This is a genomic window from Mycobacterium lehmannii, from assembly GCF_001499925.1.
Classification (GTDB): domain Bacteria; phylum Actinomycetota; class Actinomycetes; order Mycobacteriales; family Mycobacteriaceae; genus Mycobacterium; species Mycobacterium lehmannii.
Map to the genome: position 1 here is coordinate 1 of NZ_LQIR01000031.1, position 13,629 is coordinate 13,629.

Annotated in this window: 16 protein-coding genes; 10 read left to right on the top strand and 6 right to left on the bottom strand. The window is 66.1% G+C overall.

The features are described 5' to 3' along the window. Positions 1-231 precede the first annotated feature (231 nt). From AU192_RS16445 to AU192_RS16460, 4 genes are all read left to right on the top strand, one after another. The gene (locus AU192_RS16445) at positions 232-1,563 is read left to right on the top strand and encodes an APC family permease (RefSeq protein WP_064398033.1); all 1,332 of its coding nucleotides are present in this window, start codon (positions 232-234) and stop codon (positions 1,561-1,563) included. A gap of 717 nt (positions 1,564-2,280) precedes the next feature. After that, on the top strand, positions 2,281-3,123 hold the full coding sequence (locus AU192_RS16450; RefSeq protein ID WP_242656962.1) for an extracellular catalytic domain type 1 short-chain-length polyhydroxyalkanoate depolymerase: 843 nt from the start codon (positions 2,281-2,283) through the stop codon (positions 3,121-3,123). A 67-nt stretch (positions 3,124-3,190) separates the two neighbouring features. Next, positions 3,191-3,619 carry a VOC family protein gene (locus tag AU192_RS16455; RefSeq protein WP_064398035.1) on the top strand — a complete coding sequence of 143 codons (429 nt, stop codon included), beginning with the start codon at positions 3,191-3,193 and terminating at the stop codon, positions 3,617-3,619. A 57-nt stretch (positions 3,620-3,676) separates the two neighbouring features. Further along, positions 3,677-4,060, top strand: a complete 384-nt coding sequence (locus AU192_RS16460; protein ID WP_064398037.1) for a DUF4267 domain-containing protein — start codon at positions 3,677-3,679, stop codon at positions 4,058-4,060. Positions 4,061-4,062: 2 nt separating this feature from the next. On the opposite strand, the gene AU192_RS16465 is transcribed toward AU192_RS16460, so the two are convergent. Then, a complete protein-coding gene (locus tag AU192_RS16465; RefSeq protein WP_064398039.1) occupies positions 4,063-5,256 on the bottom strand; it encodes a thiolase family protein in 1,194 nt (397 codons plus the stop codon). A 127-nt stretch (positions 5,257-5,383) separates the two neighbouring features. Here AU192_RS16465 and AU192_RS16470 point away from each other — a divergent pair, with 127 nt between their 5' ends. Continuing rightward, positions 5,384-5,779: a Zn-ribbon domain-containing OB-fold protein gene (locus AU192_RS16470; protein WP_174522758.1), complete on the top strand. Its 396-nt coding sequence runs from the start codon at positions 5,384-5,386 to the stop codon at positions 5,777-5,779. Between the two features lie 6 nt (positions 5,780-5,785). Here AU192_RS16470 and AU192_RS16475 read toward each other — a convergent pair whose 3' ends face one another. The 4 genes from AU192_RS16475 to AU192_RS16490 all read right to left on the bottom strand — a co-directional run bounded on the left by AU192_RS16475 (position 5,786) and on the right by AU192_RS16490 (position 8,820). Continuing rightward, positions 5,786-6,643, bottom strand: a complete 858-nt coding sequence (locus AU192_RS16475; RefSeq protein ID WP_082695039.1) for a SigB/SigF/SigG family RNA polymerase sigma factor — start codon at positions 6,641-6,643, stop codon at positions 5,786-5,788. Positions 6,644-6,796: 153 nt separating this feature from the next. Beyond that, positions 6,797-7,000: a hypothetical protein gene (locus AU192_RS16480; protein ID WP_133148040.1), complete on the bottom strand. Its 204-nt coding sequence runs from the start codon at positions 6,998-7,000 to the stop codon at positions 6,797-6,799. Between the two features lie 47 nt (positions 7,001-7,047). Then, positions 7,048-7,761 carry a Crp/Fnr family transcriptional regulator gene (locus tag AU192_RS16485; protein WP_064398093.1) on the bottom strand — a complete coding sequence of 238 codons (714 nt, stop codon included), beginning with the start codon at positions 7,759-7,761 and terminating at the stop codon, positions 7,048-7,050. A 141-nt stretch (positions 7,762-7,902) separates the two neighbouring features. Then, the gene (locus AU192_RS16490) at positions 7,903-8,820 is read right to left on the bottom strand and encodes a LysR family transcriptional regulator (RefSeq protein ID WP_064398045.1); all 918 of its coding nucleotides are present in this window, start codon (positions 8,818-8,820) and stop codon (positions 7,903-7,905) included. Between the two features lie 130 nt (positions 8,821-8,950). On the opposite strand from AU192_RS16490, the gene AU192_RS16495 reads away from it, so the two are divergent. The 5 genes from AU192_RS16495 to AU192_RS16515 are packed head-to-tail and all read left to right on the top strand — an operon-like array spanning position 8,951 to position 12,849. Continuing rightward, the gene (locus AU192_RS16495; protein WP_064398094.1) at positions 8,951-10,234 is read left to right on the top strand and encodes an aromatic ring-hydroxylating oxygenase subunit alpha; all 1,284 of its coding nucleotides are present in this window, start codon (positions 8,951-8,953) and stop codon (positions 10,232-10,234) included. Then, entirely contained in the window at positions 10,231-10,554 is a 324-nt protein-coding gene (locus AU192_RS16500) for a hypothetical protein (protein WP_064398046.1), read from the top strand. Before AU192_RS16495 ends, AU192_RS16500 begins: the two co-directional genes overlap by 4 nt. Continuing rightward, complete coding sequence (locus AU192_RS16505) at positions 10,555-11,385, top strand: TauD/TfdA dioxygenase family protein (RefSeq protein ID WP_064398048.1); 831 nt, start codon at positions 10,555-10,557, stop codon at positions 11,383-11,385. Then, a complete protein-coding gene (locus tag AU192_RS16510; protein WP_064398050.1) occupies positions 11,382-12,245 on the top strand; it encodes a TIGR03619 family F420-dependent LLM class oxidoreductase in 864 nt (287 codons plus the stop codon). Before AU192_RS16505 ends, AU192_RS16510 begins: the two co-directional genes overlap by 4 nt. Position 12,246: 1 nt before the next feature. Next, a complete protein-coding gene (locus AU192_RS16515; RefSeq protein WP_064398053.1) occupies positions 12,247-12,849 on the top strand; it encodes a carboxymuconolactone decarboxylase family protein in 603 nt (200 codons plus the stop codon). On the opposite strand, the gene AU192_RS16520 is transcribed toward AU192_RS16515, so the two are convergent. After that, complete coding sequence (locus tag AU192_RS16520; RefSeq protein ID WP_064398055.1) at positions 12,846-13,565, bottom strand: TVP38/TMEM64 family protein; 720 nt, start codon at positions 13,563-13,565, stop codon at positions 12,846-12,848. The genes AU192_RS16515 and AU192_RS16520 overlap by 4 nt on opposite strands. Between the last annotated feature and the right edge of the window lie 64 nt (positions 13,566-13,629).

The window sequence follows — 13,629 nt, forward strand, 5'->3', positions numbered from 1 at the left end:
CACCGGCACCTCACAACCTGCGAGCCAGCCAACCCCGGCCCTCGCAACCGAGTAGGAACAAAACCTGGGGTACTTCAACCGGGGCCACACCACCAACCTGTACCACCAACCTGTCACCGCCCACCGGCAACCAACCACAAATCGCAACAGCCACCGGGCGAACGTTTCCACACACAAGCCGCGCCGACCGGTGCGGAATGTTTACCGGTCGCGTGGGGTATCAAGACCGGCATGACCTCACCGGCCGAAGCGCACACCGGCGAACCCGACGAGACGACGGACGGCAAGCTCAAACGCAAGATCACCGGGCCGCTGCTGTTCCTGTTCATCCTCGGCGACGTGCTCGGCGCCGGGATCTACGCGCTGATGGGCGTTCTCGCCGGCGATGTCGGCGGTGCGCTGTGGGCGCCGCTTCTGCTGGCGCTCCTGCTGGCACTGCTCACCGCCGGCTCGTACGCGGAACTGGTCACCAAGTATCCGAAGGCGGGCGGTGCGGCGGTCTTCGCGGAGCGGGCGTTCGGTCGACCGGTGATCTCATTCCTGGTGGGCTTCTGCATGCTCGCCGCGGGGGTGACCAGCGCAGCCGGTCTGTCGCTCGCCTTCGCCGGCGACTATCTCACGACGTTCATCGATGTTCCGGCCGTACCAGCGGCCATCGTGTTCCTGGCATTGATCGGATGCCTCAACGCGCGGGGGATCAGCGAGTCGGTCAAGAGCAACGTTGTGATGACGGTGATCGAGCTGACCGGTCTGCTGATCGTCGTCATCGCGGTGTCGATGATGGTCGGCGGCGGGCGGGGCGATGTCAGCCGCGTCGCCGAGTTTCCCGAGGGCGCCACGCCGGCGTTGGCGATTCTCAGTGGAGCGATCGTCGCGTACTACTCGTTCGTCGGCTTCGAGACATCGGCGAACGTGGCCGAGGAGATTCGCAATCCGAGCAAGGTTTATCCCACGGCGCTGTTCGGCGCCCTCATCACCGCGGGTGTGCTCTACGCGCTGGTCGGTGTGGCGAGTGCGATCGCCCTGCCCGCCGCGGACCTCGCGAAGTCTTCGGGACCGTTGCTTGACGTGGTCGCGGCGGCCGACGTCGGCGTCCCCGACTGGGTTTTCAGCGCGATCGCGCTCGTCGCCGTCGCCAACGGCGCGCTGCTGACGATGATCATGGCCAGCAGGCTCACCTACGGCATGGCCGAACACGGCCTGCTGCCCAGCGTGCTCGGTCGCGTGTTGCCGAAGAGACGCACGCCGTGGACGGCGATCGTCGCGACCACCGTCGTCGCCATGGTGCTGAGCCTCCTGGGCGATCTGTCGACGCTCGCCGAGACCGTGGTGCTGCTGCTGTTGATCGTCTTCATCTCGACGAACATCGCGGTGCTGGTGCTCCGTCGCGACCCGGTCGATCACCCGCATTTCCGGGTCTGGACGGCCGTGCCGGTGCTGGGAGTGGCGTCCTGTGTGCTGCTGCTGACCCAGCAGACGGCCAAGGTCTGGCTCTTCGCCGCGATACTGATCGCGGTGGGCGCGGCGCTGTATCTGGGGGCCCGGGCAGCGACGCGTCGCTGACGTCAGCGCTTGCGCACGGCACCCCGCAGGAACTGCGTTTACGCGCTTTGGGTTTCGTCGATGAGGATGGCGGCATCGCAGGCGTAGCGGTCGAGCATGTCCGCAGCGGCGCGAACAGCACGCTGTTGGCTCCGACCTCGGCCGCCTGCCCAATCCACTCCGGCCACCGCTCGGCCTCGGGTGAGCCGGTCGCCTGTACCGCCGTCTGCATGAACCACGCTGTTGCGCCGCGGTTTTCGTGATATCTGTCGAACAACGCGTTGAGCCGGTCGGCGGCGGGATCGGTGGCGACCGACGTGATTCGGCGCCCACTCGTGGTCAGCAGGGTGACGTCGGCGCCGGCTGAGACGCCGACCTCCTCGGCGGCGCGGTCCGCGATGAACAGAAGCGTTCCGGTGAGCGACTTCGCAACCGTCGTGGGCCATTGATGAAGGCGTGCGACCGCGGGACTCGACGTGAGCTGTGACGTAACCAAACCTGTCCGATCCTCGATAGGCATCCGGAAAAGGTTCCGCACGAGATACCCGGCGACTTTGCGGCCAAACGCATGCATACGGCCGACCCGGGATAAAAGGTGAACACAGCAAGCGACGGTGGTTTACGTTCGCGCGGGGTGACTGTTCGAAAGGGGGACGAACGATGGCGGGGCTATCGGCTCATCTGAGAGGTGCTCATCGCGGGGGGCCCGCGGCCTCGCTCCTCACACGAACGGCGGTCGTGCTGGCGGCGCTGTGTCTGCTGTTCGGCTTCGGCGGGGGACAGGCTTCGGCGTTCCCCGGAGGCGATGTGGCGGGCGCGTTGACGATCGGCGGGCTGAACCGCACCTACACGGTGCACGCCCCGCCCGGCCTCGACCGCCCCGCCGGGCTGGTGCTCAACCTGCACGGCGCAGGGATGACCGGACCGGCGCAGGCCGGAGCCACCAACTACAACGCGATCGCCGATCAGTACGGGTTCGTCGTCGCCTATCCCGACGGCGTCGATATGAGCTGGGCCGACGGCCGCGGCGCCTCAGTACCGGACCGCCAGGGCGTCGACGACGTCGGGTTCCTGGTCGCACTCGCCGAACGGCTGCGCGAGGAGTATGGCGTCGACGCCGGCCACGTCTTCGTGACCGGAACCTCGGCGGGCGGCTTCATGGCCTCGCGGCTGGCGTGCGAACGCGCGGATGTCTTCGCCGCCGCGGCACCGGTCGCCGGCACGCTGGCGTCAGGTTTCCCCTGCGCGCCGTCGCAGCCCGTATCGGTGTTGGCGGTGCACGGAACCGCCGATCCCGTGGTGCCGTTCACCGGCGGCCCGATGGTGGGCCGCGGAGGGCCCAGCGACATCGTGTCGGCACCGGCGATGGCGCAGCGCTGGCGTGAGATCGACGGCTGCCCCGCACCGGTCGAGGAGGTGCAGGGCAACGTCCACCGGTTCGTCGCCGCCGGATGTTCTGGCGGAACCGAGGTGGTGTTCGTCCAGATCGACGGCGGAGGCCACGTCTGGCCCGGCGGCTTCTTCGCTCCGTTCGACGCCTCCCAGTCGAGTGGGCAGTTCTTCGCAACTCACGGCAGGTGATCCGACGCTTCTGCCTACGGTGGTGTGACGGCCGACTGGAGCCGGCGCGAAACGAACAGGAGATCCGATGAGCGACGACGTCCCGGGTATCACCGGCATCCACCACATCTCCATCACGGTGACCGACCTCGAGGCCAGCCTGGCGTGGTATCAACGGCTGCTAGGAGCGGACCGGTTGCCGATGAAATTCCCCCACTACGAACGCGAGGACACCGGCTACGGCGAACTGCTGATCGATCCGCGCTCCGGCGTCGTAATCGGGCTGCACACCAACACCGGCAACGACGGAAACCAATTCGACGAAGCCCGAACCGGTTTGGACCACGTGGCGTTGAACGTGGCGTCACGAGACGAATTGGACGCGTGGACGCGACGGCTCGACGAACTCGGTATCGAACACTCCGGTGTCCGTGCGGCCGACGAGCCGTTTCCGTTTGCGACCGTGGTGTTTCGCGACCCCGACAACATTCAGCTCGAGCTGTTCGCGGTCGGCTGAGTACCACTCGGCCGCAAAACGAGCTCGTCGCACACCGCCGCGGCCTAGGCTGCGGCCATGTCCTACGACCGCGCCGCGCTCGTTGCCGGCAGCATCCGCTTCGCGTCCGGTGTGTCGTTTCTGGTCGACCCGCTTCGGGCCAACCGGCTGTGGGGTGATCCGGACGAGCCGGTGCCGACGACGCAGTTGCTTCTGCGCTCAATGGGTTACCGCGACGCGCTCATCGGCGGGCTGCTGCTGGCATCCGCACTGCGGGGCCGCGACACAAGAGGCTGGTTCCTGGCCTCGGGCGGCGCCGATGCGGCCGACCTGCTGGGCGGCTCGAGCGTGCACCACGAGATGAGACGCTCTCAGCGGGTCATCGGCCTCGGCGGGGCGGTCATCGGCATCGGGGTCGGGCTGTGGGGCGCTCTGCGCCGGCCCCCACGCGCCGAGGACTGACCTCAGCGGGTCAACAGCAGGCAGCCGGCGATCGGCCCGCCCCCTGCCGCGGCGACAGCCACTTCGGGCCGGCGCGACACCTGCCGGTCACCGGCCTGCCCGCGCAGCTGAAGACACGCCTCGTGTAGCAGCCAATAGCCGTGCATCCGCCCCGCCGACAACTGTCCTCCGTAAGTGTTGAGTGGCAGTTCGCCGTCGAGCGCGATGCGCGTCGCACCTTCGACGAACGAACCCGCCTCGCCGTCCGCGCAGAAACCCAGTGCCTCCAGCCATGCGAACGTCAGAAAAGTGAAGCCGTCGTAGAGCTCGGCGAGATCGACGTCCGAGGGTGTCAGATCTGTGCGCGACCACATCTCGGCGGCCGCGTCGGTCGACGCCATCTTCGGAAAATCGTCGCGGTGAAACCAGCCTCCCGAGCCATACGCGCCGCCAACGGCTTCCACCGCCACCGGTGGTTGTGGGCAGTCTCGCGCGTACTCGGCGTGAGAGATCACGAACGCAATCGAGCCATCGATGGGCACGTCGCAGTCATACAGCCCGAACGGTGTGGACACCGGCCGGGCAGCCAGGTAGTTCGCCATGGTCATCGGGTCACGGTACGCGGCAAGGGGATTCAGCCCGGCATTGCGTCTGCTGTTGATCGCCAGCCAGCCCAGTTGTTCCTTGGTGGTTCCGTACAGCTCCATATGCCGACGGCAGTGCATGGCCAGCCAGTTGGCCGCAGAGTAGGCGTGCGCGGCCAGTAGTTCGTCGATGTCGCCGAACGGTCCGAGCTTGCGACTGGACCCGAGGGCGCGGGGTTCGACGGGTGGGTTCGCCAGCGGGTTCGGCTCGGAGCTGGGCGGTGTCTGCGTCATCGTTCCGCCGAGCATCTGCACGGTCCGATACACCACCACGTGCCGCGCGCGCCGCTCGGAGACCGCCACCATCGCCGACATCGCCGGGGTCAGCACGCCGCCGGTCGGGAAACCGTAGCCCTGGTCGACAGCCGGACCGCCCAGCGCCCCAATGACTTCGGGCAGCGGCGTATCCCCGAACGTGACTATGCCGTCGATGTCATCGGGCGTGAGGCCGGCATCGGCGACGGCGGCGCGCACCGCCTCCATCGTCAGATCGATCCCGGGGATCCCGGTGCGACGCCCTATACGGGAGATGCCGAGCCCGCTGATGATGGCGTCCTTCTCGAACGTGCTCAACCGGCCACCGCCTCGCCCTCGTGCTCCTGAAAACGCCCCGTCACGGGAGATCTCTGTGATACCGCCCGCTGCAGACTGTACTTTCCTAGACGTGTCCGACGACGTGTCACCTGCCAACGCCGCCAGGATGCTGCCGGCTCTCGACAAGCACAATCGCGCCTTCTGGACCGGGGGACGAGATGGGCAACTGCTGATCACCCGTTGTGAGCGTTGCCAATTGTGGGTGTCTCCGCCGACCGCGGACTGTCCCGACTGCGGAGGACGAGTCACCGCTCGACCGGTATCGGGGCTCGGCACGGTGTTCACCTACACCGTCAACCACCAGCCGTTCAATCCGGCTGTCCCGCTGCCCTACGTCATTGCGATCGTCGAACTCGACGAACAACCTGGCCTGCGCATCGCAGCCAATATCGTGGACTGCGAACCTGATTCGGTGCACGTCGGTCTTCCGGTCGCGGTGCGCTTCGAACGTCAGGATCTCAACGGCGAGACCGTAGTCGTACCCGTCTTCGCGCCGCGCTGATCCGTCTCAGGCGCCCCGCTTGAGGTGAGGCGCCGTCGCGACAGGAGACCGGCGTCGCCGACGCTGCGCGGTTCCCTCGACCTCCACACCGTCGGTGCCGGGTTCACGGACCTGCTCGCGGAGCCTGCGAAGGGCCTGTGCGAGCAGGCGCGACACATGCATCTGCGAATAGCCCATCCGTTCGGCGATCTGGGTTTGCGTCATGCTCTCGAAGAAGCGCAGCACCAACACGGTCCTTTCTCGCTCGGGTAGCGCAGCGATCAACGGCCGTACGGTCTCGAGATCGACCACCTTGTCGATGTTGGGGTCGATGTCGCCGAGGGTGTCACCGACCGAGCGGAACTCGTCGTCGGCCGAGGCCTGGACATCCGTCGACAGCGTGGAGTAGTTGCTACTGGCGATCGTCGCTTCCATCACTGCTTCACGTTCGATGCCGAGGTGGGCTGCGACTTCGGACGGCGTCGGCGCGCGCCCGATTTGCTGCGACAACTCCGCGCGGGCCTTCACCAACTGCCCCTGGAGGTCCTTGAGCCTGCGCGGAACCTTGACCGCCCAGCCGTAGTCGCGGAAGTGGCGGCGTACCTCGCCCATGATGGTCGGGATCGCGAAGGACAGGAAGTCGGCGCCGTTGTCGGGGTCGAAGCGGTTGACCGCGTTGACCAGGCCGACCCGCGCCGCCTGCACCAGGTCGTCGATCGGCTCACCGCGGTTGCGGTAGCGACGCGCGACATGGTCGGCCAGTGGCAACGTCCGGTCGACGATCGCCTCGCGCTGGCGCCGGTAGGGAAGTGATCCTTCGTCGAGCGCTTTGAGGCGGCGGAACATCTCCGTCACGTCTGCGTACTCAGAAATCGCCTCTGACACCACACAGGCTCCTAACTCCCGACCCTGCCGTATGGATCACACGGCTCGGATCTGAACCTGTGGCTGCTGCGGTTTACCCTTCCAAACGGTTCGTCGAAACCTCGCCTATCGGGCACCTTCGTCCAGCGTAGCCGTCGATGGGCGCTCCCGTGGTCAACCGGCGAACTCTCGCGCTTTTCTGGGTGTGCTGACGGGCATGGCGTGCTTACCATAGGTGCGCTGCTGCCTGCCGAGCCGCGCGGGTGCAGAGACGAGCGGGCTGTCCCAAATCGCGCCTGTGAACACCGCGGCGCCCAGCGCCGTCAATCCTGCCATCGCCACCAACGTGTCGGGGTCCATGCCTTTGTGGTTACCCACAGATGGTCGTTACAACGCCCGCGGCCGCGAAAGAGTTTGCTCGCGCGTCAGTGTGCCCGGCGGGCGAGGAGTTCGGTCTGGTGAATCACCAGGCTCTTACCGCAGACGGTGATCCAGCCACGCTGGACGAATTCCGACAACGCCTTGTTGACCGATTCCCTTGATGCGCCGACCAATTGGGCTATCTCCGCTTGAGTGAGACCGTGGTCGAGGCGCAATTGCCGGTCCTGTCGGACACCGAATCGCTGCGCGAGGTGAAGGAGTTGCTTGGCGATCCGGCCGGGAACGTCGGTGAAGTTGAGGTCGGTGATCAGGTCTTCGGCGCGTCGTAGGTTTCGCGCCAGAAGGCGCATCAGCTGCTCGGTGATGTGGGGGTTGCCATCGAGGCAGTCGTGCAACGCATCACGGTCGATGACAGCGACGAGCACCGCCGTGAGCGCCGTGGCCGAACCGGTGCGAGGTCCGCAATCGAACATCGACTCGGCGCCGAAGATCTCCGAGGGGCCCAGGACGGAGAGCAGTTTCTCGGGGAACTCCGCCGACCGCCAGCCGATCTTGACCTTGCCGTCGATGACGACGTAGAGGCGGTGATCGGGTTGGCCTTCGGGGTATATGCACTCACCCTGCCCGAACCGGGCGTAGTCGAATCGGTCGATTACAGCCGGCTTGTCCGCGGGCGCCAGCCCCCGCATGATCGCCGAGCGAGCCAGCACGGCTTCACTGCCACGATTCACGCCCGTTTCCGTGGCGCCGGCGACCATCAGCATGCCTACTCCCAACCCAGTTGGGTGCGGGGCTACCCGGCTGCGACCGGCGTAAACGCTAACCGCTGGATCTGGTGCCGCTCGAGACCCGTCGCGGGCGGCGAAGTGTGACCCGCGGCGCACCGGCGACGATCGCGTTTACTGGCGCGCGGTGTTCTCGACGATGATCTCGCATGCCGTCTCGTAGAACGCGCTGATGAGGGTGGAGAAGGACAACTCGAACGGATAGATCATGTGCACGTCGAGCGACTCGAGGCGCCACTCGGGTAACACCGGGACGAGGGTGCCCTCGCGCAGCTCGTTGGTGCAGATGATCTGGGTGGGCATCGCACCGACCCCGAGGCCTTGCATGATGTACTGCTTACACACCTGAAAGTTGTTGGCGCGCGCCCGGACTGGTGGTGTCAGCTCGCGCAGGCCGGCCTTCCCGGTGACCATCAGCTTGCGAGGTCCGCCGAAGCCGAAGTCGATGAACGGAAGCGTGTTCAACTGGGCGGGGTCGCGGACCGGTTCGGGCAGTCCGGCAAGGAAATCCGGTGATGCGCACAAGAACAGCTCGAGGTCGAAGACCTTGCGCGCGATCAGCGTGGAGTCCTGTAGCGGTCCGGTGCTGAACACCACGTCGAATCCGTCACGGACCGGGTCGACGACCCGGTCGACCAGGCGGATGTCCAGCTGCGAATTCGGATAGTGCTGCAGGAACGCCGCACCGACGCGGGAGGCGTAGTCGATGCCGACGAAGACCGGGATCGCCACCCGCAGTTCGCCCTGCGGCTCCTGTCTGCTGCCCTCGACGAGCGCGCGGACACCGTTGGCCTCGGTCAGGATGTTGGCCGCGTGGGCGTACACCTGCTCGCCGAGATCGGTGACGGTGAGCTGGTGGGTGTTCTTGCGCATCAGCTTGATGCCCAGGTCGGACTCCAGCCTGGTCAGCTTGCGGCTGACGGTCGACTTCGGCATTCCCAACAGTGCGGCCGCCTTCGACAGGCTTCGGTTCTCCACCACTTTGCCGAAGATCAGCAGGGCGTCGACGTCGAAGGGCAGGTTCTGTTCCATGGCTGTATCGTTCTTTCCATCTGCGGTGTTCCAAATATGCAACAGGGTGTTGCGCTCGCGGGACTGTTTCGGCCATATCGGCGGCGGTACCTTCACCCCTACCGTCTTCAGCCCGACGCAGGAGAGACCGTTGAGTCACGACAGCCTGGTGACCAAACCCGCGAGCGGACACTGGACCGACGCCTACCCCGAGCTGGGTCGTGGTCCGGTGTCGCTTCAGGACTGCGTTTCCGAGGAGTTCTACGAAAAGGAACGCGAGCACGTCTTCAAGAAGACGTGGCTCTACATGGGTCGTATCGAGCGTGTGCCCAAGTCGGGCAGCTACTTCACCCGCGAGCTGACGTTCCTCAACACCTCGGTGATCGTCGTGCGGGGCAAGGACGGTGTGGTCCGGGCGTTTCACAACATCTGCCCGCACCGGGGCAACAAGATGCTGTGGGAGGACGACCCGTTCCAGGAGGTCGAAGGTCGCGCACCGCTGTTGTACTGCCGCTTCCACGGATGGCGCTACAAGCTCGACGGCTCACTGCACGCGGCCACCCGCAAGGATCTGCTGCTCGACTTCGACGCGGACAGCTGCCGGGTGCCCGCCATCCAGTGCGAGGTGTGGGAGGGCTTCATCTTCATTAACCTCAACCCGCACAACACCGAAACGGTCCGCGATTTCCTGGGCGAGCTGGCGCATGAGATCGAGGGGTACCCGTTCGCCGGCCCGCATCAGGTCTACAAGCTCAAGGCCGAACTGCAGTGCAACTGGAAGATTTTCCTCGACGGGTTCGCCGAGAGCTATCACGGGCCCTACCTTCACGCGTCCTCGTTCGGCGCGCTCACCGCGGAGGCCCGCGACGCGTTCGACCAACCGAATCCGTTCACCGACGCTTTGGCCTACCGACTCAAAGGCCCGCACCGGATGTTCTCGTTCTCCGGTGAACCATCCCGCAAGACGCCGTACTCCAAGCCGATCGAGTGTGTCTTCGAGGCCAGCGCGGCCGGGCCGTGGAACAAGAAAGCCGACCGCGGGCCGATGCCTGCCGGTATCAACCCCACACGATCGGAGAAGTACGGCTTCGACTCGTTCCAGTTCTTCCCGAACTTCGTGCTGATCTTCGGTGCGTCCGGATTCACCGTCCATACGCACTGGCCCACCGGACCGCACTCGCACATCTTCGAAACCGAGGCCTATTACCAGCCGCCGAGAACGCACAGGGAGCGGCTGGGCCAGGAGCTGACGGTCACGTTCCTCAACGACATCATCCTCGAGGACGCCAGCCCGTCGGAGGGTCTGCAGGCCATGCTGAACAGCGGCGCGCTCACCCATTTCACGATGAACGACGAGGAGATCCTGCTTCGCCACTTCCACAAGGTCGTTGGCGATTACGTCGAGGCCGGCGAAGAGCAGAAGGCGATGCGATGAACACGACTCTGCCGCCGGGGTTCTCGCACCTCGAACACCTCGTGCCCGAATGGGCCATCGAGGACGGCCACGCGCGCTACGTCAAGCGGGTCAGCAGTTCCATGGAACAGATCCGGGCCTTCTACGACGAGATCTTCCCCTACGCCGAGGAAGCTCTTGCCTACGTCGACAAGTTCGACTACGCCGAGCCGCTGCCTGAAGACGTCGCCAACCTGCGCAACCTGCTCTACTCGCTGATCACGGTCTCACTCGCGGTCGAGCTGTGGAACCAACCGCGAGTCAAACATTCGGCCAACACGATACTGACGAGGGTGAGCTGAGTGAGCCTGACCTCCGCACAACTGGACGTCGTCGACCTTACCCCGAGGATCGGCAGCGAGATCAGAACCGACCTTGACACCCTGCTGAGCGGTCGCGCCGCCGAGAAGATCAGGGACACACTGGAACAACGCGGCGTGGTGTTCTTCCGCGGGTTGCACATCAGCGACGAGCAACAGGTCGCGATCGCCGCAACGTTGGGCACCGTGGTGGCCAACGAGGGCGAGGAGGGGATCTACAAGATCTCGCTCGACGAGAACGTCAACCAACGCGCGAAATACTTGAAGGGCTCGCTGTTCTGGCACTTCGACGGCTCCCTGCAGCCCTATCCGAATTTGGCGACGTTGCTCAGAGCCATGAAACTGTCTGATACCGGGGGCGATACAGAGTTCTGCAACACCTACGCTGCATACGACGATTTACCGCAATCCGACAAGGATCTGATCGCCGATCTTCGGGTCGTGCACAGCGCCGAGCGATCTCAGTACTATGTCACACCCGAGATGAGCTACGACGAGATCGCGTTCTGGCAGAAGTCCCCGACCAAGGCGTGCCCCATCGTGTGGACGCACCAGTCCGGTCGCAAGTCGCTGCTGCTCGGCGCGACAGCCGACTACGTGGTCGGCATCTCCATCGAACAGAGCCGCGCTCTTCTTGCCCGGCTTCGTGATTGGGCCACCCAACCGCGATACGTCTATCGCCACGAGTGGGAAGTCGGCGATCTGTTGATCTGGGACAACACCGGCACCATGCACCGCGCCCTGCCCTACGCCGCCGACAGCGGTCGCCTGATGCACCGGACCATCCTGGCGGGCGAAGAGCCACTGAATTGAAGCTGGGCATCGCGACACCGGTCGTCACCAACGTCGCCGGGGCGGCGTTGACGTGGGAGCGCGACGCAGGAGTAGGGGACATCGGCCGCGTCGCCGAAGCGGCCGACAGGCTCGGTTACCACCACCTCACCTGCAGCGAGCACATCGGCATCCCGGCATCGGAGGCCGGGCGGCGCGGTGCCAGGTATTGGGATCCGCTGGCGACTCTCGGTTTCGTAGCCGCCCGCACTGAACGGATCCGGCTCGCCACGATGACGTTAGTGCTTGGATACCATCATCCGCTGGCCATTGTGAAGCGTTACGGCACACTGGATCACGTCAGCCACGGCCGTCTCATCCTCGGAGTCGGCGTGGGCTCACTCAAGGAGGAGTTCGAACTCCTCGGCGCGCCGTTCGAGGATCGCGGTCCCCGCGCCGACGACGCGCTGCGTGCCTTGCGCGCCGCCCTGGCGAGCAACGAGCCCTCCTACGACGGGGAGTATTACTCGTTCGGCGGGCTCATCGTCGACCCATGCGCACTGCAACCCCACCTGCCGATCTGGGTGGGCGGCCGGACCAAACGGTCGCTGCGGCGGGCACTCACGCTCGCAGAGGGCTGGGCGCCGTTCGGCATCTCGGTCGCGACCGCAAGGGAGTGGCTCAAGGCGCGCGAGATACCGCCCGGCTTCGAGGTCGTGCTGGCCGCCGACCGCCCGCTCGACCCGGTCGACGACCCCGATGGGACTCGAAAGACGCTGCGCGAGATGGTGGATGCGGGCACCACGACCGTGTCCGCGCGGTTCGTCCACCGGTCGCTCGGGCACTACCTCGAGCAGATTCACGCACTCGCGGAGTTGCACCGCCAAGACGACGAGAGGTGACATGACGCAAGACGCGATCGGCCATCCGCTGTTGACGCCGCTGACCGCCGAGGAATGGGGCGACGACGAGTATGCCGCCGTCGGCGCACTGATGGGCGTTCCAGGCGACGACGTTCCACGGGCCGGCTCGGGAGAGCCCAGGGATCCGCTCAACTTCGACATCATCGGCGTGCTGGCCCGGCACCCGAAGATGGCGCGTAAGTTCCTGGGTTACAACGCGTTTCTGCTTCAGCGCGGCGAGCTGCCGCTGCGATTGCGCGAGCTGGCCGTGCTGCGGCTCGCCCATGCGCGGCGCTCGTCGTTCTTCTGGGGCGAGCACGTCAAGATCGCCAAGGCGGGTGGCTTGTCGGATGACGAGATCGCCCGGATCGCCCGCGGTAACGCCGAGTTCGACGGAGTGGACCGGCTGGTGCTCGAGACGACCGACGAGTTGCTCGCCCGCGGCCGCGCTACCCCCGACAGGTGGCGGGGTCTCGTCGACGAACTGGGTACCCACCAGGCGATGGAGTTGATCTTCGTCGTCGGCACCTACGCGATGCTCGCGATGGCCTGCGACACCTGGCAGCTTTCCCCGCCGCCCGGCAGCGCGACGCTTCCGGACTAGGAGTCCTCCGCTTCGGGTGCCGGTTCGTCGTCGCTGCGCCGATCGCGTCTGCGCCAACTCCGCACGCCCCGGTGTGCGGCGAACGCACCGGCGATGGCGGTGACGCACCACACCGCGATCGCCGTGAACGCCAGCGGTGACGACAGATCCGCGATCGACGCCCCCAGCGCCGTGTACACGAATGCGCGTGGGACGGACCCGATGAACGCGCCGACGGCCATCTGCCACAACGGAACTCCGAACGCGCCGAAGGCGTAGGACGCGAGCGCGTCGGAGATGCCCGGAACGAAGCGCTGGCCGACGACGGCCCACAACCCGCCCCGCGCGATGAGATCGTCGAGCCTCCTTGCTCGCTCCTCGCCGAGGAGTGCGCGCGCGCTGTCGCGTCCGGCCCGCCTGCCGATCAGGCTGGTGACGCACGCGGTGGTGACCGTCGCGCCGAGGGTGGTGAACGTGCCCACAACCGGGCCGAACAGCACCCCGCTGGCGGCGGCGAGGATCGGCCCGGGCACGAACACTGCGCCCAGCAGCCCCGACACCACGACGTAGACCAGCGGTGCGATGGCGCCCGTGGAGGCCACTGTGCGGCGGACATGGTCGACGTCGACCGCGCCGGAAACGGCGACCAGGTAGAACAGCCCGAGCAGGAACGCCGCGAACAGCACGAGTCGGAGGATGTGCCACCGACGGGTCGCGGGGCGGTCGCTGAGGGTCATGTCCAGGCAATCTTGCCGCACGCGCGGATAGGCACTTCCCGCGGTGACGCAGTGGATGTACCAT

Bases quoted from the DNA above. Each gene is read 5' to 3' on its own strand.
- AU192_RS16445 (WP_064398033.1), top strand. From the start codon at position 232: ATGACCTCACCGGCCGAAGCGCACACCGGCGAACCCGACGAGACGACG.
- AU192_RS16455 (WP_064398035.1), top strand. From the start codon at position 3,191: ATGAGCGACGACGTCCCGGGTATCACCGGCATCCACCACATCTCCATC.
- AU192_RS16460 (WP_064398037.1), top strand. From the start codon at position 3,677: ATGTCCTACGACCGCGCCGCGCTCGTTGCCGGCAGCATCCGCTTCGCG.
- AU192_RS16470 (WP_174522758.1), top strand. From the start codon at position 5,384: ATGCTGCCGGCTCTCGACAAGCACAATCGCGCCTTCTGGACCGGGGGA.
- AU192_RS16485 (WP_064398093.1), bottom strand. From the start codon at position 7,761: ATGGTCGCCGGCGCCACGGAAACGGGCGTGAATCGTGGCAGTGAAGCC.
- AU192_RS16490 (WP_064398045.1), bottom strand. From the start codon at position 8,820: ATGGAACAGAACCTGCCCTTCGACGTCGACGCCCTGCTGATCTTCGGC.
- AU192_RS16500 (WP_064398046.1), top strand. From the start codon at position 10,231: ATGAACACGACTCTGCCGCCGGGGTTCTCGCACCTCGAACACCTCGTG.
- AU192_RS16515 (WP_064398053.1), top strand. From the start codon at position 12,247: ATGACGCAAGACGCGATCGGCCATCCGCTGTTGACGCCGCTGACCGCC.
- AU192_RS16520 (WP_064398055.1), bottom strand. From the start codon at position 13,565: ATGACCCTCAGCGACCGCCCCGCGACCCGTCGGTGGCACATCCTCCGA.